This is a genomic window from Mycobacterium sp. NPDC048908 (genome assembly GCF_043197955.1).
Taxonomy (GTDB): Bacteria; Actinomycetota; Actinomycetes; order Mycobacteriales; family Mycobacteriaceae; genus Mycobacterium.
In genome coordinates this window covers 30,531-52,728 of sequence record NZ_JBICUE010000013.1, presented here as the reverse complement: position 1 = coordinate 52,728, position 22,198 = coordinate 30,531, and the positions used below count along the sequence as shown (strand labels likewise).

Here is a 22,198-nt window from a genome sequence, read left to right as displayed (position 1 = left end):
TGATCCGAAAAACGAGAACCTGTTCCAGTTCCCTCCCTCACGAGGGCCGCAGCACGAGCACCAGATTGCTCACCGCGAATTCCCTGAGCCCCGGCACGCCGGTCAGCCACCATGCCCATCGCGGGTGGTAGCGGGGAAATGCGGCGACGAGCGCACCGGTGCTCGCCGCCCACTCCAGCCCGTCGGCGACCGAAACCGCGAACAACGACGATCCGTAGTCATTCTTCGGTCGACGGCCGTGCCTGCGGGCGTACCGGTCGGCGGCTCGCGCCCCGCCGAGGTAGTGCATGAGGCCCATCTCGTGCCCGCCGAACGGGCCCAGCCACACGGTGTACGACAGCACCACCAGACCACCGGGCCTGGTGACTCGAAGCATCTCGCGGGCCAGTCGCCACGGCTGCGCCACATGTTCGGCGACGTTGGACGACAGGCAGACGTCGACACTGGCGTCGGCGAACGGTAACGCTGTGCCGGATGCGCGCACATAGCCAGTCCGGCGGTCCACCGCAGCAGGACCCGCATGCATCTCGGACGGATCCGGTTCCACGCCGAGGTAGCGCATTCCCGCGGCGCGGAACGCGTTCGCGAAATAGCCGGGACCGCCGCCGATGTCGAGCACGGTCAGCCCCGCAGGCGTCGTGCCGTTGACGCCGCGCCACAGGTCGGCGACCATCGCCGCGGTGTCGTCGGCCAGTGCGCTGTAGAACCGGGCCGGGTCAGGCTGCTCGTAGCGGAACTGGCTGAGCAGCCGCAGCGATCGCCTCAGCGTCGCGCGCCGGGCGAACAGGTCAGCGGCTCCCACCGAACCGACCCTAGCCAGCAGATAGTCTGGGCGGCGATGTCCGCACCTGTCCGCTCCGTGTTGCTGCTGTGCTGGCGCGACACCGGGCACCCCCAGGGCGGCGGCAGTGAGGCGTACTTGGAGCGCATCGGCGCACAACTGGCCGCATCCGGCGTGCGGGTCACCCTCCGCACTGCCCGCTATCGGGGAGCTCGACGGCGTGAGGTCAAAGACGGCGTGCAGATCAGTCGCGCGGGCGGTCCGTACTCCGTCTACATCTTGGCGGGGCTGGCGATGGTGCTCGCGCGGGTCGGCCTCGGTCCGCTCCGCAAGGCCAGGCCTGACGTCGTCATCGACACCCAGAACGGTCTGCCGTTCATGGCGCGGTGGGCGTTCGGCAGACGGGTGACGGTGCTGGTGCACCACTGTCACCGCGAGCAGTGGCCGGTGGCCGGTCCGGTGATGGGCAGGATCGGCTGGTTCGTCGAGTCGAAGCTGTCGCCGCGGGTGCACCGCCGCAATCAATACGTCACGGTGTCGCTGCCCTCGGCGCGGGACCTCACCGTTCTCGGCGTGCGTCCCTCGCAGATCGCCGTCGTGCGCAACGGTTTGGATGAGGCGCCCGCGCGGACGTTGACCATTCCGCGGTCGACCACGCCCCGGGTGGTCGTGTTGTCGCGGCTGGTCCCGCACAAGCAGATCGAGGACGCGCTGGAAGCGGTCGCCGCGCTGCGGTCGAGGCTGGCGGGTCTACACCTGGACATCCTCGGCGGCGGCTGGTGGCAGCAGCGGCTGGTCGACCATGCCGCCCTGTTGGGCATCTCGGATGCCGTGACGTTCCACGGCCATGTCGACGACGAGACCAAACACCGTGTGCTGCAACAGTCCTGGGTCCAGGTGCTGCCGTCACGCAAGGAGGGCTGGGGTCTGGCCGTTCCGGAGGCCGGCCAGCATTGCGTGCCAACGATCGGTTACCGGTCGTCGGGCGGGCTGACGGATTCGATCGTCGACGGGGTGACCGGGCTTCTGGTCGACGACCGCGACGACATGATCGACGCACTGGAAACACTGTTGACTGACCGAGTGCTTCGTGAACAGCTCGGCGCCAAGGCACAGGCGCGCAGCAGCGAATTCTCTTGGCGGCAAAGCGCCGACGCGATGCGCGCAGTGCTGGACTGCGTACACGCGAGGCGAATGATCAGCGGCGTGGTCTAACCGTTCATCAGCGTGTTGCTGGGCAGTGACACATCAAGCACCTTCTGCGCGGTTTCGGCGCCCGCGACGGGCAGGCCTTCCGCGTCGAGCAGGTCCAACTGCACAAGCACACTGGCTTGATCCCAATAGATGTGCTCGTGCTTGAGTTTGTCGCCTTCGAACTGGACGACCGCGACCATGGGAATCTGCACGCTGCGGCCCGTGGGTTCGACTTGAGGCAGCATCCAGTCGATCCGGCTGGTGTGGGTGAAACGCAGGATGAACTCATCGACGACGGAACTCTCGCCGACGGTGCGGCTCACCGGGACCAGTTCCATGTCCATGGGATTCAAGCCGATGAAGTGGTTGGCGTAGAACTCCCGCAGTTTCGCGAAGCCGACACCTCCGGTCATGGTCGGGATGTGGTTCACGTATGGTTCGGCAACCATCGTGGCCATGGTGGCGTCGACATCGCGCGTCTCGAACTCGGCCGCGCAATGGGCATCCCACAGAGCAGCAAGATCGTACCGGGCCATCGATGGCACCCTCTTTCCTCGGCTGTCCGCTTTGACTAAGCGCGCGGCCCATCAAAACTAATCCGTGGGTGCGGGCGCGGTCTCGACCCTCACGGAACGAGCATTCACTTTCCCTGCCGATATCCCGACACGCCGCTGCGCAATGACGCCGCCGTTCCGGAATCACGATTAACTTGTGTCCAAATTGGAACCGGCGATTCTCTCAGTACGGGGGCATCATGGCGGGGCGGACCGAGTCGGTGCGCGTGCCGCGGTGTGACGACGGCAGGGGTTGCGGCTGCCTTGACCACGGCTGGACTGGCGAACGCTGCGCCGGTCGGCAGGTCAGTCACGGTATTCGGCGCGGGCGTTGCCGGTTTGACCGCGGCGCGCGAACTCGCCGAACGCGGGTTCGCGGTCACGGTGTACGAGCTTAAGGCGCTGGGCGGCAAGGCCAGATCGATTCCGGTGCCCGACTCGGGTACGGAGCCGCTGCCCGCCGAACACGGGTTCGCTTCTTTCCCGGCTTCTATCGCAATGTCACCGACACGATGCGCCGGATCCCGTTCAAGGGCAATGCCCACGGCGTGTGGGAAAACCTCATGCGTGCAACGGCTTACCTGCACTCCGGGTTGGGCCGCCATGACCTCACCATTCCCTTGCCGTTTCCGCTGCCGACTCTGCCCAACCCGATCACCCCCAAGGCGTTCACCGACTCGGTGGCGACGGTGTTCGAAACGCTGTTCAGGTTGCCGCCGCTGGAGGCGCTCTATGCCGCGCAGAAACTCGCCGTCTACGTCACCAGCTGCGACGAACGAAAGCTCGGCCAGTGGGACCAGGTGACGTGGGAGGACTACATCGGCGCGAACAAGAAGTCCGCCGAGTACAACCGCTACCTCGCCGACGGAATCATCCGAAACCTCGCCGCATCGAAATCTCGTGATGTCAGCGCACATTCGATCGGGCTCGTCGGCGAGGCATCGGTGTGGTCCATCCTGCTGTTGGGCAACGACTATGACTGCAAGGGCTTCGACAGGGTCCTCGACGGCCCGACCAGTGCCCAGTGGATCGACCCCTGGGTGGCGCATCTGAACGGCCTCGGTGTGACATTCAAGCTCGGGCAGGCCCTTTCGCGGTTGTCGCCGAACGGTAAGCACATCGCGTCGGCCACCGTCGTCACGGTGCGGGTGTGCCTCACACGGTCACCGCCCGACTGGTACGTGTCGGCGGTGCCATGCGAAAAACTCGCGGCGGTGCTGACCGACGATGTCATTGCCGCCGACCCACGACTGGTCAACGTCGCGCTGCTGCGGACGAAGTGGATGAACGGGTTGATGTTCTTCCTCAAAGAGCGGGTGGACGTCACCAAGGGGCACGTCAACTACGTCGACTCCGGTTGGGCGATCACCTCCATCAGCGAGCAGCAGTTCTGGAAGAAGAGCCTGACGAGCTACGGTGACGGCACGGTGAAAGACTGTCTGTCGGCCATCATTTCGGACTGGAGCACACCAGCCAATTTCAACAACAAGAGTGGCAAGCAATGCGCGCCGCAGGAGATCGCCCGTGAGGCGTGGGCACAGATCAAGGCGCATCTCAACGACACCGACAAAGTGCTCGACGACGCGATGCTGCACTCCTGGTTCCTCGATCCGGCGATCATCGACTCCGCAACGCCCAACGTCCGCAATGACGAGCCGCTGTTCATCCAGGACCCCGGGTCGTGGGCCAGGCGGCCCGAGGCGGTCACTGCGATCGACAACCTTTTCCTCGCAGGCGAGTGGATCAGAACCGACCAGAACGTGACGACCATGGAAGGGGCCAACGAGGGCGGTCGCTACGCGGCCAACGGCGTGCTGCAGGCGGCTGGCTACAACGGGCCGATGGTGAAGATCGTGGAACTGTTCCAGGCGCCGTGGTGGGCACCGTTCAAGGCGGCCGACCGCGCGCGTTACCGCGCCAAACTGCCCAACATCCTCGACGTGGTCGACAGCCGCTGGCCTACCTGACCTGCCTGCCGCCGCGCACCCGACCAACCGCCATACCGGCCAGCCCCACGGCGATCGCTGAGAGCCAGACCCAGTGCACGGCCGTCATGACGCCCCGCCCGGCCGCCGCGGGACGGTCGCCGCCGACCCGGTACAGCGTGAGGTCCTCGTCACGATAGGCGACCGGGAGTGGTAGATCCGGCGCAGACCACCCTGTGTTCTGGATGTTCTCGACGACGACCCAGCCCACCCCCGCCGCCGCGAGCCGGTCGCGATCGGCGCCGGACAACAACAACTGCTGGACATCGCGGGCATGGTCGCCCTCGCCGGGAATGGTGCGACCGCCGATGATCAGGTCACCCGTGGCCAGCACATCGGCACCCACCCAGCGGGGCAATGGGTCGAGCACCGGGGTGTCGCCGGCCCACGCGAAGCGGCGCATGCTGTCGGGGGGCAGCACCGCGACCGGGCGGGAATCGGCGTTGATCAGCGTCGCCACCCTTGCCCAGCCCGGCTGGTACTGCACGGCGGTCATCTTGCCGCCGACGCCCCATGCAAGATCGGGCAGCGTGGCGAGCAGCGCGGCGCAACAGACCAGCGCCGTGACCGCGGCCGGAAGCCGGTGTCGCACCGCCACCACGGCGGCGGCACCCGCCAGCGAGTAGGCGGGCACGGCGAGTGCGACCCACTTCTGGGCGTCGCGTACAACGCCGAGGCCGGGCAGCGCGCGGATGGTCGCCTCGGCGACGGCCATCCCAGGACCGGTTGCCATTGCGGCGGGTACGACGACGGCCACCGCCGCGAGGATCAACAGCGGCACCGCTTGTGGTCGACGCATGATGGTGCGAAGCCCGAGCGCAACCACACCCAGCAGCACCACTGCCGATACAATCGCGAAAGTTGTTGTGCGCGAAGCGGGTACGGCATCGGCATTCCACATACCGCCGAGGCTCGCGAGGCTGCCCAACGTGCCGAGCCCGGGTTCCGCGCGCGCGGCGAACGCGCCGACGCCTTCCGCCTGGGTGGACGACAATGATCCGGCCATCGCCGCCGCGGTCAGCCACGGCAGGGCCACCAGTACCGAGGCGCCCAACGCCACCGCCGCGCACCACCGCCGTGACCGGCCTGCGCCTGGGGCGAACACGCACGCCAGCGCCACGGTCGCGGCCAGTAACAGGCCGGTCGGGGTCAATCCCGCGACGCCGATCCAGAACAGCAGCGCGCACGCCTCGAACCACGGTGCGACGCCTGTCGTTCGCAGCCGCAGCATCGTCGTCGCCACCCACGGCAGGCAGCCGTAGCCCACCATCAAGCTCCAATGGCCCTGCAGAAGCCGTTCGGCCACATACGGATTCCAGATGACGATTGTCGCCGCGACTGCCTGGCCCGCGAGGCCCGCCTCCGGCACCACGGCCGCCGCCAGCCGGGCCGCGCCCCACCCCGCCAGGAACAGCCCGCCCACCAGAAGCGCCTTGACCAGCACGCCGCCGTCGACCAGCTTGGTGGCGAGCGCGATGGCGAAATCCTGGGGCAGCGCCCGCGGCGCCGCTTCTGAGAGCCCCAGCGCCGCATCGGACACATAGGACCGCGGCGTCGACACCGCGTCGCGCAGTAAGAGATATCCGGGTGCCAGCAGCGGGGCCGTCACCACAAGAGCGAGCACCAGCGCGTAGGCAGGCGCGAGAAGCGTCCGCGCCGCAGAAGACGCGAGAGACCGCGCGATCAGACCGGTCTGTCCGGAGGCAGGTCCGACGGTCTGGGCGCAGGCAGCTTCTCGGTCTTTGCCTCGGCGCCCGGCACGCGGTCGCTTTCGGCGCCACGCGGCCCGAAGAACCGGTGATCCGCCTCGTCGAGTCCGGGATCGATCAAGGCAGACTCCGCGCGCAGGCTGAACGATCCGAGCAACACGCCGCCGACGACGGTGACCACACCGATTGCGGCAAAGGTGATCGGCAGGATGCGGCCCCACAATCCGAGTTTGTCGCGCTCGTCGCGGGCGCTGGCCACCTGCGACTCCACGGTTTCGTCGGTGGAGGTGACGGTGTAGTCGACGAACGTCACCTCGGGCTTGAGCGGCTCGCGTGCGTAGTAATGGAAGCCGTGCTCCTTCTTCTTGACGATCGTCCCGGACACCGGGTCGACCCAGAAGGTGCGCTGCGCCGCGTAGTACCGCGTCATCGTGATCGATTCGTCGGGGTTACCCGGAAGGCCCCACAGTGCTGCCCGCGCAGTGACCTCCGCGTCGGCGTCGTCGTCGTACAGCGACGAGTACTTGATCGGTTCGACCAGCTTGCCGTCGGCGTCGTATCCGACGTTCTGGCTGAACTTGTAGGTGGTCAGCCCGTTGACGTCTTCCTCGCCGTCGTAATTGGCGTCGAACGCCTTCTGCGCGATCGGATCGAACACCGGGTACGTGCGCTTCTCCGTGTCGAACGGGAACCGGTAGGCCAGCCCGTCGTGCGGCAGGGCGATGTTGGTCGGCGGCACAGTGTCGTCGACGGCGCGGGGCTTCTGCACGGCGCCACCAGGATTGCTTTCACTGGAGACCGCGGTCGCGGTCCGGCGGTTGACGGTCACCGTGTCGACGAGCGCCAGCAACAGGCCCGCGTCCTGCTGTTTGTCGGTGCGGCGCAGCGTGTTGCCCACCTGCAGCGTGACGACGTCGGCGTTCGACGGCGCCTCGACGCTGATCTGCTCCTGCTGGGCGACCGGCACGTTCTTGTTGATCACGAACTTGTCGGAGTTCAATGACTCGGGATCGAACGCGGTGCCGGTCCCGTCGGCGACCAGGGTGGCGTCCAGGTTGAGTGGGATCTTGGCGATCTTGCCCTTGGTGTACGTGGTCAGCAGCAGCGAGGCAATCAGCAGGGCGGCTCCCAGCCCCAAGATTCCGCAGGCTGCGATGCGCATCGCCACGGTGCGGTTCAAGCCGCCCCTCCTTCGTTTCCGGACAGACCCTTTGGCCGCCGCCCCGACCAGGGACCGGCGGCAAACCCGTTCGACCCTAACAGCCCAAACTAAAGCCGATCCTTACTACGAATGCATCAGCCAACGGCCGCTTGACTACCCGTTTTTCCGTCGGGCGATCAGCACGGCACACTGGTCGTCGTGACGCAAGCCCCGGCGGTCGGTGGGACGCGTGGCTTCCTGCCCGCGCTCGAGGGCATGCGCGCCTGCGCCGCGGTGGGGGTCGTGCTCACCCACGTCGCATTTCAGACTGGACACACCGGCGGGATCGCCGGCCGGCTGTTCGGGCGGTTCGACCTGGCCGTCGCGGTGTTCTTCGCGTTGTCGGGCTTCCTGTTGTGGCGCGGTCACGCCGCGGCAGCGCGCGGGCTGCGGTCGAGGCCGCCGACGGGGCACTATCTGCGGTCGCGCCTTGTCCGGATCATGCCGGGCTATCTGGTCGCGGTCGTGGTGATCCTCACATTGCTGCCCGATGCGAAGGCCGACCTCACGGTGTGGTTGGCGAATCTGTCGCTGACGCAGATATACGTGCCGCTGACGCTGACCGCCGGGCTGACCCAGATGTGGAGCCTGTCCGTCGAGGTCGCGTTCTACCTGGCGTTGCCGTTCCTCGCATTGCTGGCGCGGCGCCTGCCAGTGCGGGCGAGAATTCCCGTGATCGTGGCCGTGGCCGTGGCGAGCCTCGGGTGGGCGTTGCTGCCGATTCATGCGCCGTTCGGGGTGAACCCGTTGAACTGGCCGCCCGCGTTCTTCTCGTGGTTCGCCGCGGGCATGGTGCTCGCCGAGTTGACTGTCACCGAGATCGGATGGCCGCACCGGTTGGCGCGCCGACGGGTGCTGATGGCGGCCGTCGCGGTGGCCGCGTTTGTGATCGCGGCGTCGCCGGTGGCCGGTCCGGAGGGATTGACGCCGGGCACGGTGAGCCAGTTCATCATGAAGACGGCGATGGGAGCGGTGGTCGCCGGGGCGCTGATCGCCCCGCTGGTGCTGGACCGGCCCGAGACCCCGCACCGGATGCTCGGCAACACCACGATGGTGACGCTGGGACGGTGGTCGTACGGGTTGTTCGTGTGGCACCTGGCGGCGCTGACGATGGTGTTCCCCGTCATCGGCGAGTTCGCCTTCAACGGTCACATGCCGGTGGTGCTGGTGCTCACCGTGGTGTTCGGCTTCGCGATCGCGGCGGTGAGTTACGCCCTGATCGAGTCACCGTGCCGAAACGCGTTGCGGCGGTGGGAGAGGCGAAACGACCCGGCGCCGCTGGATAGTTCGGTCACTGATGTGCCTGAACCCGCTGTCGCGCACTAGCTGGATTGCGCGGCCTGCCGCGTGATGATCTCGTCGCGCACCGCCGACCGTCGCGCCTTGCCCGCATCGTCACGCAGCGGGGTGTCACTGAACTCGACGGTGGTCGGCACCTTGTAGGGCGCGATGCGCTCGGACAGGAACGCGATCACCTCGGCCTCGTCGAGTCCGTCTGCCTCCACGATGGCGTATGGCACCTGGCCAAGGTCCTCGTGGGGCACTCCAACCACCAAGCAGGACAACACCTTCGGATGCGCGGACAGCGCCGACTCGATCTCGGCGGGGTAGACGTTGCGGCCGCCAACGGTGAACATGTCCACCCGCCGGTCGTTGAGGTAGAGGAACCCGTCGGCGTCGAAGTAGCCCAGATCGCCCAGCGAGTCCCACCCGTCGCGGCTTTTCGCGGTGGCGCCGACATAGCGATATGTGGGCGAACTGCCGGGTGAGGGCCGCATGTAGATCTCACCGACAACGCCGGGCGGACATTCGTTGCCGTCGTCGTCGAGCACCTTCATCTCGCCGGCGACCACGACCCCGACCGAGCCGCGGTGCTCAAGCCACTGGGTCCCGCTGACGAATGTCAATGCCTGAAGTTCGGTGCCGCCGTACAACTCCCACACGGTCTCCGGGCCTAGTATCTCGATCCACGCCTCCTTGACCGCGGGCGGGCAGGCCGCCCCGACGTGCCACAACCGCCGGATCGACGACAGGTCGTACGCGTCCGGGTTGGCCCGATACACCGGGAGCAGTCGCTGCATGATCGTCGGCACCACCACCATGAAGCTGACGCGGTGCTCGGCGATCAGCCGCATGAACTCCGCGGCGTCGAACCGAGGCATCAACACCAGATGATGACGCATCAACAGGCCGATGGTCGCGGTGGTCATGCCGGTGTTGTGGCTCAACGGCACGGCGATCAGTTGAGTGTCGCCGTCGGCCGCACCCATTCCGTAGCCTGCCAGCGCCCCGGGGAACCGGCTGTCGCCGCCTGCCTCGATGAGTTTTGGCCTGCCCGTGCTGCCACCCGACCCCAGCGCCTTCCATGACGGTGACACAGCCTCGGGCAGCGGCGCATCCGACAGGCCGGTGTCACCCGTGAAATCACCGGGCACACTGGGGATTACGCCGCGGGGATCGTCGCGGCCAACGAGCAGCGCCCGTGGCTTCAGTTCGAGCAGGCCCTCGAGTTCGGCGTCGGGCAACCGCGCCGACAGCGGCTGGGGCACCGCGCCGAGTTTCCACGCCGCCAGCGCCGCCTGGATCCACTCGACCGAGTTGGGCAGCACGATCGTCACATAATCCCCTTGGCGCACTCCGAGTTCGGCATAGGCGCGCGCCAGCCGGTTGGTCGAACTGTCGAGTTCGCCTCGGGTCATGGTTCGGCCGCCGCACGTGACAGCCGGTTCGTCGGGCGCCAGTGAAGCCAGCCGGGAGAACTCGGCGGCGATCGGCGGGACGGGTGCGGTCATCGGTACCCGCCCTGGTTCTCGAAGATCTTGCGCGGGTTGTCGACGAGCATGGTGGTGAGCTGTTCGTCGGTGACGCCGCGGTCCTTGAGCGCGGGGATGACGTCGTTGTGGATGTGCAGGTAGTGCCAGTTCGGCAGCGCGATGGGCAGCGTCTCCTCCGGAAGCGCGTCGAAGTAGCACGACGCGTCGTGGGAGAGCACCATCTTGTCGGCGTGTCCTCGCTCGCACATCTTGGCGACGGTGGCGACCCGGTCCTCGAACGGCAGATAGACGTCCACGCCGAATCGGTCCATGCCGATGTAGGAGCCGTTGCCGATGAGTTCCTCGAGATAGTCGAGATCGGTGGTGTCGCCGGAGTGGCCGATCACGACGCGGGACAGGTCCACCCCTTCCTCGGCGAAGATGCGCTGCTGTTCGAGCCCGCGCCGGGTGGCCGCATGGGTGTGGGTGGAGATCGGCACCCCGGTCCGGCGGTGTGCCTGCGCGACGGCGCGCAGCACCCGTTCGACGCCGGGCGTCACCCCTGGTTCGTCGGTCGCGCACTTGAGGACGGCGGCCTTGATACCGGTGTCGGCGATGCCCTGCTCGATGTCGCGGACGAACATGTCGGTCATGATCTCGGGACCATCGAGCGGCGTGCCCGGGCCGAGGTAGTGGAAGTAGAACGGCACGTCGTTGTACGTGTACAGGCCTGTCGCGACGACGATGTTGAGGTCTGTTTGCGCCGCGACGCGGACAATGCGCGGGATGTAGCGGCCCAGGCCCACCACTGTGAGGTCGACGATGGTGTCGACGCCGCGGGACTTCAGTTCGTTCAGTCGGGTGACCGCGTCATCGATGCGCTTGGACTCGTCGCCCCAGGCTTCCGGATAGTTCTGCAGTATCTCGGTGGTCATGATGAACACGTGTTCGTGCATCAGCGTGACGCCTAGGTCTGCGGTATCGATTGCTCCGCGTGCGGTGTTGAGGTTGGGCACCGGACCGATGCTAGGTCGCCGGTCTGTGGAGCGGGCGGCTTTCTCTCAGCGCTGACGCTCACCGTCGACGCCGCCAGCATCGCCACCGAGGCCAGGGCCAGTAGCTGAATGCCCCACGAGTGGCCGACATAGCCGTCGACGGAGCGCCACGGATTCTGGCTGAGCACGGCGCCCGCCAGAATGAGACCGCCCGCCGTCAGGCCGATTGTGGTTGCATCACAGAGCTTTTCGCGTCGTCGCAGAAGGTATCGCAAACTCAGCGCGCCAGCGGCAACGACCACGCCCGCGAAACCTGAGATGGCGGCGGCGGTTGCCATCACCGCGACGCTTGTCGTCAACCGGCCTGGTTGCCACGGCCGTGCGGGCGGATCGTCAGGCCGGGGCCGACGCGCGGGAAGCAACGCCAGCAGCGCAATTATCGGCAGCAGGGCCAGCCCACCGATCAAGCCTCCACGGTACGGCGTGTTCGAGTCGAAGCTGAGCGTGACGGGCCCAGTGACCTCAGGCGGAAGCACCCAGCCCTGTTGCCAGCCGTTGACGGTGACCGGTGTGAGCGCGGCGCCGTCCGCCGCGCGCGCCGTCCAACCGGGGTTGATGCTTTCGGGCACGACCAGGATCCGTGACGCCGCTGAGCCCGTCACCTCCATCGTGCGATGGTCCGCGGTCCAGTCCTGTGTGGTCGCGGGAGTCGTTGCCGCGGTGCGGAGTTGGGTGGCCAGCGGGCCCGCCAGCTGGATCCCGTCCACCACGAACGCGGCCCCGGGGCTGACCACGAGTTCCTGCTCGCCTTCCGGCAGCGGGATCGGCTCGGACCGGCACGGTTCGGCGGCCACCGGATCGCCGTCGAGCAGTGCGCCGACTGTGGTGGTGACGGAGGTCTGGATGAACTGTCCGGCAACGCCGATGATCGGCCCTTTCCCACACGGCACATCAATGGCCCTGGCCCGGTTGCGCGCGGCGTCCGCGGCGGCGATCGGGGTGCCCCTCGCGTCCAGCGCCGTCACCTCGGCCAGCCCAGGCGGTTTGAGCTGATCGAAGCCGAGCGCCGTGCGGTCGATGACGTCCTTCCAACTCAGCAGGGACACCTTGATCGTGTCGGTGACCACCGGACGCAGGCTGACCTTCTGTGTTCCGCCATCGCCTGACAGCGAACGCACTTCGGGACCGTCGCCGAGGTCGACGGCCACCAGCGTCGGATGTGCAGGCAGCACAGCGGAACTCGGCGTGATTCGGAGTCCGGCCACCTCGGTGCGGGTGGGTAACTTCAGCGTCAAGGTGGGCGGCGTCCTGTGCTGCACGACGCTTTGCGGTGCGGTCCACGCAGTGCCGGGATCGCCGTCGGCGGCGGCGTACGCCGAGCCAAGCACGTCGATCGGGTCGGCGTCGCCGAACGCACGCGCCGTTCGGGGCTCGCTGATCAGGTCGGTCAGGTTCGGGCCCTGCCGGGCGCGCACCCATACCGTCGGCGTGACCGCGGTCGGCGACGGCACGCGCAGCGTTCGGCTGAGGTTGACAGGCTCCTCCGGCGAGAGCGCCATCGATGCGGCGCATCGCGTGCCGGTGGGACCTTGTGCGCAGCCGGGCCTGCCGAGTAGCTCCGAACCCAGATCCCATTGTGCTACAGCGGAATTCGGCGGTGGCGCGGGCACCACGACGGTATGGCGCAGGTTGACCGGATGGGCGAACCCGCTGGCGTCGTACTGGGTGACGGTGAAGTCGGTGATGCCGAACTGCACCCCGGCGGAGCCGTCGTCGGTGGCCGCGGCCGTGATCCGCACCCATGGCGTCTCGCCGTACGGCAGCGCGATCGTCAACGGCTTGCCCGCCTGGTCGAAGCGCAACGTGCTGCTGCCGTTGACAGTGGACACCTCGATGCGTCGGACCTGAGCGCCGACGGCGGTGGCACTCGGCGTGATCGTGATGGTGGCATTGGTGACCGGATGGTCGAAATCGACCTGCAGCCACTGACCAACGGCCGCCTGCAACGCATTGGACACCCAACTCGTCGACGGATCGGCGTCGATGGCCGCCGCCGGTCCTGTCGCAGGGGCGACGTTGGGCAGCGCAGTCGAATCCGCCGCCGAACTCGACACCGAGATGCGCCCTCCGTTCCACCGCCCGGAAACGGAATCGGCGTCAACCGCGGGATAGTCGGGCACCCGATTGAACGTGTGTCGCTGATCCTCGGGGCTCCGGATCGCCGAGGAGTGGTCATCGACGCGGCCGTAGTCGGTCTCACGGGCCAGCGGGGTGTCGGTCACGGTGACCGCCGGTGCGGCCAGCCCCGCGCGTTGCGCGTCGCCGGTGAGCAGCATCGGTCCCAGCGGTCGCTGGCCCAGCAGCCGGCGGCGCTCGTTGAGCCGCAGCAGCGCCTCGGGGCCGCCGTCGACGCGTGCCATCGCGTCGGTGTCGACGAGGTACGGATGCATGCCCGGGGAGTTGTCGACCTTGTAGATCTCCACTGCGGGGAAGCGTGGCCGCAGGCCACTGTCGGTGATGAACCCGGCCAGCGTGCCGGGGCCGACGGGCTCACCGAACTGAGCGACCTTCGTCAGGCCTGGTGATCCTTCGATGGCCCGGTGCACCAGGAGAGGCCGCGCCGACCGCGACGTCTCGGGATCGAGGTCATTGCGCACCACCACATACACAATCCCTTGCTGGGCGAGGGTATCGGCCAGCCCGGCGGACGGTCGGCCCGCGGCGAACAGTCGCTGCACCGAATCGAGCGCCCTGATGGTGGCGGGCGGTGTCAGCGGAATCGAGTCGCGAACCCCCCACGGGCTGTTGCCGAGCACCTGCAGGGGTTCGTCGTGGCTGTTGCCCCACACCTGGGTCGCGAACGGAGCCCCGGGCGCCACCAGCACGCGGCCTCGATCGGTGTTGTGTTCGTCGAGCCAGTCGGCGGTGTCGTGCCAGTACTGCGGGATGGCGTCGAACGCACCGGGCGGGGTCAGCCTGCCGGTCCACGCCAGCGACGTCGCTGCCGCGAGCGCCACCAACACCACCACGCCGACCGCGACCCGCTTGTCGCGCTCGGGGTGCGCGAGCGCCTGCGCCCATTGCTGTCGAGGCGCACTGCCGGGCAGGGGAATTCGGCCGAGCAGATGGGCGAGGCCGAGCCCGAGCGGCAGTCGAAGCAGGGGCTCGAGTTTGTGGATGTTGCGCAGCGGGGTGCCGCCCGCGTCCAGGAAGGCCTGAACCTGGTGCGCGACAGGTGATCCCAGTCCACCTGAGTAGCCGAGCGCCAGCAGCACGACACCGGTGAGCATGATCAGGATGAGCCTGCCGCGCGCGGGCATCGTGCGCATCGAAAGGCCTGCCATGCCTGCGGCGGCGACCAACGTTGTGGCCAGCACCGCAACCGACCCCGTCACCAACGACGTGCCCGCTGTCGCGTTCGGCGCCACGTACGGTGTCCATGCGTCGGTGCCGCGCAGCATCTCGGTCAGCGACATCCACTGCGTGGTGACGCCGGAGGACTCGATGAAGTCGAGGAACGGCGGGCTGATCCGGCCGAGCATGACCAGCGCGACCACCCACCACAGCACGGCCAGCACGATGCACACCGTCCACCAGGCCGCGAAGCGCCACCACAACCGGTTCGGCCGGTGACAGGCCAGCCAGATCGCGGCGGCCAGACAGGCCGTCAGCGTCGCGACCGCGTTCACCGCGCCCATCAGCGCGATGGCCCCCGCGGAGCGCGCCGCCAGCACCCGCACCGAGCCTTGCCCGCGCAGAGCGAGGATCACGGGCAGCAGAACCCATGGCGCCAGCATCATCGGCAGCGTCTCCGACGAGATCGCGCCGATCGTGGTCAGCACGCGGGGGGACAGAGCGAAGGCCGTCGCAGCGATCACTCGTGAAGTCGGGCTGCCGATGCCAAGGGCCTCGGCCACCCGCAGCAGCCCCCAGAAGCCGACCGTCAGCAGCAGCGCCCACCACAGTCGCTGGGTCACCCAGCCCGGCACGCCCAGCACGTCGCCTGCCAAGAAGAAGGCGCCGTGCGGAAACAGGTAGCCGTACGCCTGGTTCTGCGCCTGGCCGAACGGCAACTCGCTGTTCCACAGGTTGAATGCGCGGGCAAGAAAGCGCAGCGGGTTTGCGGTCAGGTCGAGCTTGGTGTCGGGTGAGATCTTCCCCGGCGACTGGGCGAACGACAGAATCAGCGCCGCCGCCGCGGTCACCCACAGCCAGCGCCGCGACAACGGCTGCTGCGATCTACCGTCCGAGGACAGCGAAGCTGTCCACAACTCAGGTGCGGTCGCCGTACTCGACCCTGTTGAGCACCGACGACGCCGGGTCGCCCGGTTGCAGCGGCGGCTTGGTGTCCTGCTGCACCATCAGCGTCACACCGAAGACGGCGGCCGCTCCCAGCAGCAGACCCACAACGACGCTGGCTGCGGCGGGAACGATGAACCGGTCCATGCGGCCAAAGTAGCAGACAAGGTCGCGCGTCCCCGCCGGCGAACCCGTCATCCGGCAGCCGCGCCTAGCCGGTGACGTGGCCGGCCACCCACGCGTCGACCTGGCTCCACGTCCGCTCCAGCCAGGGACCCAGTTGGCCCGGCTCAGGCACCTCGGCGACAGGCACGACAACCGTGCGGACCAACAACTGCCGGTTCATCGGCAGGCGCCACCATGCGCGCGCGCGCCCGTCGGGCGAGAAACCCGTGTGGGTGAGCACCATCACGTTGGCGCGAGGTGCGCCTGACAGCGCCGCCGCGGTGCCGCCGGTGCGTGGAGGCAGCGTGTACGTCTGACGCCATGCCCGCCGCGCTTCGCGTAACCGGCCGGTCGACCGAAGCCGCACGATCGCCTCGCGCCACCGCGCCCACGTGAAGTTCCCGCCCTCGGGGAACAAAAGCAGCGCCTGGCCACCGACCAAAGAGCCGGCGAGATCACGAATTTGCTTGCGCGCCTTGCTCCCTCGGTGACTCAGAAAGCACAGGCAACCAAGGTCGCCGACGAAATCGAGAACGGGTTCACATGACAGCAGGGCCTTGAGCACGATGCGTAGCCGCAGCCCGTAATGGACACTGAGCAGCCAGGCCACCAGCAGGGTGTCCCCCGGTCCGCAATGCCGAGACAGCACGATCACCGGCTCGGCGCGCGGAATCTGCTCTGGCGTGGGTGAGGCGTCGTCCAGTTGCACGTCGAGATGAAGCGTGCGGCGCCCGACCGTGTGGGTCCGCTCCAACACGTCGCGCATGAACTCATCGCACTCCAGACCGCCGCGCATCAACTGCCACAACGCCCGAAGCTCGAGCAGCGCATACGCCATCAGCACGCCGAGTGTTCGCACCGGAAGACTCGACCGGGTGATCAGTCCGGCGACGCCGCCGACGACCAGCAGGAGCGGCCACACCACGAGGATGCCGATCATCACGACGGTGGCCAACGGCACTGTCACCGCTCGGCGCAGCAGCTTCATCACAATGCCTCCAGATAGTCGCTGGTCGCCTGGTAGGCCAGCTCGGCCCGCCGGGCGATGCGCCGGGTGTCGCGGTAGCGCAGGTTCGACCAGGTGGCGGCTTGCCGTTGCGGTAAACCGCTGGGCAATACATGGACGGCGACGTCGGGCCCGACCCGTTCGAGATCGCTGTGGAACCGATGCCTGCGGGAAATCTCGAATGCCGTGAAGCCGACCTCCCACAGAAATCGCGGCGGCGCGAGGTCTTCCTCCAACCGGCCGACGTGCAGCACCCAGATGGTGTCCGCGCCGTGTTGCACCGCTCGATCCAGCGGGATGCTGTTGACCAGGCCGCCGTCGAAATAGTGCTGATCGCCGATCCGGACGGGCGGGAAGACCCCGGGCAGCGCACAGGAGGCCAGCACCGGTTCGATTAGGTCGCCGGTGTTGAACCAGCGCTCGCGGGCCTGCTCGATGCTGGCGGCGACACATTCGAACGGGACGGCGAGCTCTTCGAAGGTTCGGGCAGGCAGATACTCGCGCAACATCCGGCGAAGCTCGCCGTTGCCGTGCAGCGACGTTCTGCGGCGCACCACCTCGGCGGCCCGCCTGAACACCGAGCCGTCCAGGGCGCCCTCGTCCGGCAATGCATCCCAGAACGCCAGCAGCTGTCGTCCGCCGGCCGGTGTCGGATCCGCGGCGAGCGCCGCGCCGTTGATCGCGCCGACCGAGGTACCGCACACCACGTCGGGCCGCACACCGGCATCCAGCAGGGCGCTGGCCATCCCTGCTTCGGCGGCTCCGAGCAGCCCACCCCCGCCCAGAACAAAGGCATGGCATGACATGCACCGTGAATACCCACGACGCGGCCGCTTGCCGCGCATGACAGCATGGCCAGATGGCTTTGCCTCGTCGACTGATGGTCCTGGCCGCGCTGTCGTCCCTTGTGGCGGCCTGCTCGGCGCCCGCTCAGCAGCCCGCCAAGCCGTCGTCGACCTCCGCCCCGACCATGGCTGCCACCGCCGCCCCCGCGCCCGCCGCCGAACCCGTGCCGCCTGCCTGTGGCGACGGGGCCGCGCTGCTGGCGAGCATGACGACCCGCGACAAGCTCGCCCAGCTGCTGATGGTCGGCGTCACCGGTGCCGCGGACGCACGCGCGGTGGTCGAGAACCATCACGTCGGCGGCATCTTCATCGGCAGCTGGACCGACCTGTCGATGTTGTCCGACGGAACGCTGCCCAGCATCACCGAGACGGGTCCGCTGCCGCTCGCCGTCAGCGTCGACGAGGAGGGTGGCCGCGTGTCCCGGCTTTCGTCGCTGATCGGCACCCAGCCGTCGGCCCGGGTCCTGGCGGCCAGCCACACCCCCGACGAGGTGTACAAGATCGCCCTCGAGCGCGGCCAGGCGATGCGCAAGCTCGGCATCACCATCGACTTCGCGCCGGTCGCCGACGTCACCAACGCCCCGGACGACACCGTGATCGGCGACCGCTCGTTCGGCGCCGACCCCACCGCAGTGACCGACTACGCGGGCGCCTACGCCCGGGGCCTGCGCGATGCGGGCCTGCTGCCGGTGCTCAAGCACTTCCCCGGCCACGGCCACGGCTCGGGTGATACGCACACCGGAAGCGTGGTCACCCCGCCGATCGCGGACCTGCAGGCCAACGACCTGATCCCGTACCGCACGCTGACCACGCAGGGCCCGGTCGGCGTCATGGTGGGCCATATCGAGGTGCCCGGCCTGACCGGCAGTGATCCGGCCAGCCTGAGCCCGGCGGCGTACGCGCTTCTGCGGTCGGGGGACTACGGCGGCCCAGCGTTCAACGGCCCGGTGTTCACCGACGACCTGTCGAGCATGCAGGCGATCAGCGACCGGATGGGTGTGGCCGAGGCGGCCCTTCGCGGGTTACAGGCCGGCGCCGACGTCGCGTTGTGGGTGACCACCGACGAAGTTCCTGCGGTGCTGGACCGGTTGGAGAAGGCGCTGGCCGCGGGCGAGTTGACGCTGCCGCGGGTCGATGCGTCGGTCTTGCGGATGGCGGCGCTCAAGGGCCCCAACCAGCGCTGCTGACGCCGATTCGGCATCGATTGCTTACTCTTGAGTAATGGCCGGAGGCACCAAGCGTTTGCCACGCGCCGTGCGCGAACAGCAGATGCTCGACGCCGCGGTGCAGATCTTCTCTGTCAACGGCTATCACGAGACGTCGATGGACGCCATCGCCGCCGAGGCAGAGATCTCCAAGCCGATGCTTTACCTGTATTACGGCTCGAAGGAAGAACTGTTCGGCGCTTGCCTTGACCGCGAATTGACCCGGTTCGTCGAAGACGTGCGTAGCAAGATCGACTTCTCGCAGAGCCCAAAGGACTTGCTACGCAATGCCGTTCTGGCGTTCTTGACCTACATCGACTCGAACCGGGCGTCGTGGATGGTGCTCTACAACCAGGCGACCAGTTCGCAGGCGTTCGCCCATACTGTGCGCGAGGGTCGCGAGCGCATCATCGATCTGGTCGGCAGGCTGCTGCGGTCGGGCACCCGCCATCCCGAACCGGACACCGATTTCGACATGATGGCTGTCGCGTTGGTGGGTGCGGGCGAGGCGGTGGCCACCAGGGTCAGCACCGGTGACGCCGACGTCGACGAGGCCGCCGAGTTGATGATCAACCTGTTCTGGCGCGGCCTGAAGGGCACGCCGTTGGATACCGGCGGCCAGGAGCGATGGGGGCACCCCCCGCCCGACGGGCAGGGCGACGACCCGGGGATCGATAAAGACACGCAGGCGGTGGCGTCAAACTAGGCTCGCCGTGTGCTGAGGCGCAGTCTGGGCCTACTACGGTCCGTGCGTGGCCTGATTGAGGCCCTGTTGGTTCTCGGTGTGATCGCGTCGGCGCTGCCCTACGTCACGGCCGCCGTGTTCGGGCCCATGATGCAGGTTGTCGCGGACGCTGGTGTGAGCGGAAACCTCAGTGGCGTATGGGATTTGCGTGGCCCACTCGTTGCGCGACAGGACGGTGTGCTCGCCTCTGTCGCGGGTCCGGTGCCGTTCGCGGTGCTACTCGCGACGTGGGGTGTCTCGCTGTTGTTGACGCAATTGATGTACCTGGTGAACGCGGCGGTCAGGGTGAAGGCCCAGCGGATACTCGTCACCGATATTCAGCAACGGGTGCACGACCACATTCAGACGCTGTCGCTGGACTTCTTCACCGCGTCGAAAAGCGGCGCACTGATACCCCGCGTGACGGTGGAATCCGCAAGTGTGCAGCGGCTTTTGATGGACTGCATGATCGCTCCGCTGATTGACGCGGCGGTGCTGGCGGTGGCGGTCGCCCATCTACTCGCCATCTCGTGGCAGATGACGATCGCCGCGCTCGCCCTTACGCCGTTGGCGCTGTTGACCTTGAGAGTGGCCGGGCGCCGGGTGCAGAGTGCAATACAGCGCGTGATCAATGCGGACCGCCTGATGGCCGCGGAACTCGAACAGACCGTGAACGGGATCGCCGAGATCCAGACCTTCAATGCCGAGGCCATTCGCAGCAAACGATTTCACGAGGCGTCGGATGCCGCGGCGAAGAGTGATGCGTCCAGCGTGGTGTGGATGCAGGCGACTGCCAACGGGTCTCAGGTATTCGTCGCACTCAGCACGGTGGTGGTGTTGCTCGTCGGTGTGGGCTTTTCTGCCAGCTTCGGCCTCACGTTCGCGGGGCTCATGGTGTTCGCGGGGATGGTGCCGACGATGTTCGGTGCGGCGCAACGGGTGATGGGCGCCTACACCACCTATAAGTCGGTGCTGCCCGGTGCGACGTCGACGTACGAGTTGCTCGACACCCGCCCGACGGTTTACGACCGGGCAGGCGCCACGCCGATCGGCGAGGTACACGGCAATGTCGTTTTCGAGGATGTGACATTCGGCTATGCCCCCGAACATCCTGTGCTCGATGGGCTGTCGTTTTCCATCGCAGAGGGCGAGACGGTGGCCCTTGTCGGCGGCATCGGGTCGGGCAAGTCAACGGTGTTCAACCTGCTGTTGCGATTCCTGGACCCGCAGCGTGGCGGATCCTGCTCGACGGCCACGACGTCACGGGTGTCACGATCGCGTCGCTGCGCGCCCAGGTGTCCAAGCTCGCCCAGTTTCCGTTCTTCACCAAAGACACGATCCGAGAGAACATCCGACTGGCGTGCCCGACCGCCAGCGATTCCGACGTCGAGGAAGCCTGCAAGCAGGCGCATGTGCACGCCGTCATCACCGATCCGATGAAGATGAGCCACGGCTATGACACGGTGATGGACGTGCAGGTGCCGTCGGGCGGACAGAAACGGCTGATCGCGTTGGCGCGCTGCTTGTTACGCAAACCCGAGGTGTTGCTGCTCGACGAACCGACCGAGAACCTCGACGCCGACCAGCGGGCCAGGCTGACCGGTGTGATCCGGGATTACGCGCGCGACCGTACCTGCATGGTGATCAGCCACGACATGGATTTCGTTGCCGCGGTTGCGGATCGAATCCTGGTTCTCGAGAACGGACGTATCGCGCAGGTCGGCGATCATCACACGCTGATGGCTGCGGGTGGTCTGTACAAGCGGTTGTACGAGGCGCAGAACGTCGACCCCGATTTGGTGTACCGATGAACGTCATCACATCTGTCGTCTGCATGGGTGCCCACATTCTCGACGTGCTTGTTCGTCCGGTCACCGACATTCCGCCGGGGCAAGACACGGCGTTGGTCGAACAGATGCGCATGACGGCGGCGGGTACCGCCGCCGGTACGGCACTGACATTCGCCAAACTCGGTGCGGCGGTGAGCACAGCAGGAGCGATAGGCGAGGACGCGGCGGGCGACGTGCTGCTGTCGCTGCTTGACCGAGCGGATGTCGACACCCGCCTGGTGGTGCGCAAACCCGATGTGCCGACGTCGATGTCGGTCCTACCGATCAGGCCGAATGGCGAGCGACCGGCCCTGCATCTGCTGGGAGCCAACCTGGCATACGGCCTGGACGACGTCGACTGGGATGCCATCGCCGCTGCGGACCATATCCACCTCGGCGGTGTGGAGATGCTCGGCCCCGACTTCGCCGCGCGAATTCTCGAACACGCCAAGGGCAATGGGGTCACGACGTCTGTCGACTTGATCGCCCCGGGCGGCATGGGGACGTTTGACCTGATTGCCCCCGCGTTGGCCCACACCGATTACCTGTTGCCGAACACGGACCAGGTGATCGGGTTCACCGGTGCCGCTGAATTGGACGAGGGCTGCCGGCGATTACTCGACGCGGGCGCGGGATTGTTGGCCGTGACATGTGGCGCCGACGGAGCCCTGGTGGTCGATACGGCAGGCACCCAGCATGTTCCGGCTTTCGCGGTCGAGGTGGTCGACACGACGGGCTGCGGAGATGCGTTTTCGGCGGGCTTCGTCTGCGGTATCCGCCTCGGCAGGCAACCGGGCCAGGCGGCGGTGCTCGGCAATGCGGTCGCGGCACTCGTCGCGCAGGGCCTTGGCAGCGACCACGGCGAGTTCGACCTGGCCTCTGCCGACGCCATTGCCGCGCAGGCGTTGCGGGGATAGCCCGCAGGCCCTGCCGTCGAATCGTTACCGGAGCTT

16 protein-coding genes and 2 pseudogenes are annotated in these 22,198 nt (G+C 67.5%); 8 read left to right on the top strand and 10 right to left on the bottom strand.

The annotated features are described in order from the left end of the window. Positions 1-37 precede the first annotated feature (37 nt). Entirely contained in the window at positions 38-802 is a 765-nt protein-coding gene (locus ACGFK1_RS26225) for a class I SAM-dependent methyltransferase (RefSeq protein WP_393436400.1), read from the bottom strand. Between the two features lie 36 nt (positions 803-838). On the opposite strand from ACGFK1_RS26225, the gene ACGFK1_RS26220 reads away from it, so the two are divergent. Then, positions 839-1,996: a glycosyltransferase family 4 protein gene (locus tag ACGFK1_RS26220; RefSeq protein ID WP_393436397.1), complete on the top strand. Its 1,158-nt coding sequence runs from the start codon at positions 839-841 to the stop codon at positions 1,994-1,996. On the opposite strand, the gene ACGFK1_RS26215 is transcribed toward ACGFK1_RS26220, so the two are convergent. Continuing rightward, positions 1,993-2,511: a nuclear transport factor 2 family protein gene (locus ACGFK1_RS26215; protein ID WP_393436395.1), complete on the bottom strand. Its 519-nt coding sequence runs from the start codon at positions 2,509-2,511 to the stop codon at positions 1,993-1,995. The two genes, ACGFK1_RS26220 and ACGFK1_RS26215, sit on opposite strands and share 4 nt — an antisense overlap. A gap of 255 nt (positions 2,512-2,766) precedes the next feature. On the opposite strand from ACGFK1_RS26215, the pseudogene ACGFK1_RS26210 reads away from it, so the two are divergent. Then, a pseudogene (locus ACGFK1_RS26210) lies at positions 2,767-2,958 on the top strand (FAD-dependent oxidoreductase); the annotation flags it as partial. Positions 2,959-3,092: 134 nt separating this feature from the next. Then, positions 3,093-4,496: an FAD-dependent oxidoreductase gene (locus tag ACGFK1_RS26205; RefSeq protein ID WP_393436393.1), complete on the top strand. Its 1,404-nt coding sequence runs from the start codon at positions 3,093-3,095 to the stop codon at positions 4,494-4,496. Here the strand turns inward: ACGFK1_RS26205 and ACGFK1_RS26200 are convergent. Beyond that, entirely contained in the window at positions 4,489-6,123 is a 1,635-nt protein-coding gene (locus ACGFK1_RS26200) for a hypothetical protein (RefSeq protein WP_393436390.1), read from the bottom strand. The two genes, ACGFK1_RS26205 and ACGFK1_RS26200, sit on opposite strands and share 8 nt — an antisense overlap. A gap of 74 nt (positions 6,124-6,197) precedes the next feature. Beyond that, positions 6,198-7,403 carry a DUF3068 domain-containing protein gene (locus tag ACGFK1_RS26195; RefSeq protein ID WP_393436387.1) on the bottom strand — a complete coding sequence of 402 codons (1,206 nt, stop codon included), beginning with the start codon at positions 7,401-7,403 and terminating at the stop codon, positions 6,198-6,200. Between the two features lie 237 nt (positions 7,404-7,640). On the opposite strand from ACGFK1_RS26195, the gene ACGFK1_RS26190 reads away from it, so the two are divergent. After that, the gene (locus ACGFK1_RS26190; protein WP_393436622.1) at positions 7,641-8,750 is read left to right on the top strand and encodes an acyltransferase family protein; all 1,110 of its coding nucleotides are present in this window, start codon (positions 7,641-7,643) and stop codon (positions 8,748-8,750) included. Here ACGFK1_RS26190 and ACGFK1_RS26185 read toward each other — a convergent pair. The 6 genes from ACGFK1_RS26185 to ACGFK1_RS26160 form a co-directional block, all read right to left on the bottom strand. Continuing rightward, positions 8,747-10,216: an AMP-binding protein gene (locus ACGFK1_RS26185; protein ID WP_393436384.1), complete on the bottom strand. Its 1,470-nt coding sequence runs from the start codon at positions 10,214-10,216 to the stop codon at positions 8,747-8,749. The two genes, ACGFK1_RS26190 and ACGFK1_RS26185, sit on opposite strands and share 4 nt — an antisense overlap. After that, positions 10,213-11,193: a phosphotriesterase-related protein gene (locus ACGFK1_RS26180; protein WP_393436381.1), complete on the bottom strand. Its 981-nt coding sequence runs from the start codon at positions 11,191-11,193 to the stop codon at positions 10,213-10,215. Before ACGFK1_RS26180 ends, ACGFK1_RS26185 begins: the two co-directional genes overlap by 4 nt. After that, the gene (locus ACGFK1_RS26175) at positions 11,145-15,398 is read right to left on the bottom strand and encodes an alpha-(1->3)-arabinofuranosyltransferase (RefSeq protein ID WP_393436378.1); all 4,254 of its coding nucleotides are present in this window, start codon (positions 15,396-15,398) and stop codon (positions 11,145-11,147) included. The genes ACGFK1_RS26180 and ACGFK1_RS26175 overlap by 49 nt, the downstream gene beginning before the upstream one ends. Before the next feature lie 46 nt (positions 15,399-15,444). Continuing rightward, a complete protein-coding gene (locus tag ACGFK1_RS26170; protein WP_393436375.1) occupies positions 15,445-15,618 on the bottom strand; it encodes a DUF2613 domain-containing protein in 174 nt (57 codons plus the stop codon). A 64-nt stretch (positions 15,619-15,682) separates the two neighbouring features. Further along, entirely contained in the window at positions 15,683-16,624 is a 942-nt protein-coding gene (locus tag ACGFK1_RS26165; protein ID WP_393436372.1) for a lysophospholipid acyltransferase family protein, read from the bottom strand. Further along, positions 16,624-17,448 (bottom strand): patatin-like phospholipase family protein, encoded by an 825-nt coding sequence (locus tag ACGFK1_RS26160; protein ID WP_393436369.1) that lies wholly within the window; start codon positions 17,446-17,448, stop codon positions 16,624-16,626. Before ACGFK1_RS26160 ends, ACGFK1_RS26165 begins: the two co-directional genes overlap by 1 nt. A 53-nt stretch (positions 17,449-17,501) precedes the next feature. Here ACGFK1_RS26160 and ACGFK1_RS26155 point away from each other — a divergent pair, with 53 nt between their 5' ends. From ACGFK1_RS26155 to ACGFK1_RS26140, 4 genes and pseudogenes are all read left to right on the top strand, one after another. Further along, positions 17,502-18,674, top strand: a complete 1,173-nt coding sequence (locus tag ACGFK1_RS26155; RefSeq protein ID WP_393436366.1) for a glycoside hydrolase family 3 N-terminal domain-containing protein — start codon at positions 17,502-17,504, stop codon at positions 18,672-18,674. Positions 18,675-18,708: 34 nt separating this feature from the next. Next, entirely contained in the window at positions 18,709-19,398 is a 690-nt protein-coding gene (locus tag ACGFK1_RS26150) for a TetR/AcrR family transcriptional regulator (protein WP_393436363.1), read from the top strand. A 126-nt stretch (positions 19,399-19,524) separates the two neighbouring features. Next, positions 19,525-21,227: pseudogene (locus ACGFK1_RS26145) on the top strand (ABC transporter ATP-binding protein). Then, positions 21,224-22,162 carry a carbohydrate kinase family protein gene (locus ACGFK1_RS26140; RefSeq protein WP_393436360.1) on the top strand — a complete coding sequence of 313 codons (939 nt, stop codon included), beginning with the start codon at positions 21,224-21,226 and terminating at the stop codon, positions 22,160-22,162. Before ACGFK1_RS26145 ends, ACGFK1_RS26140 begins: the two are co-directional and overlap by 4 nt. Positions 22,163-22,198: the final 36 nt, after the last annotated feature.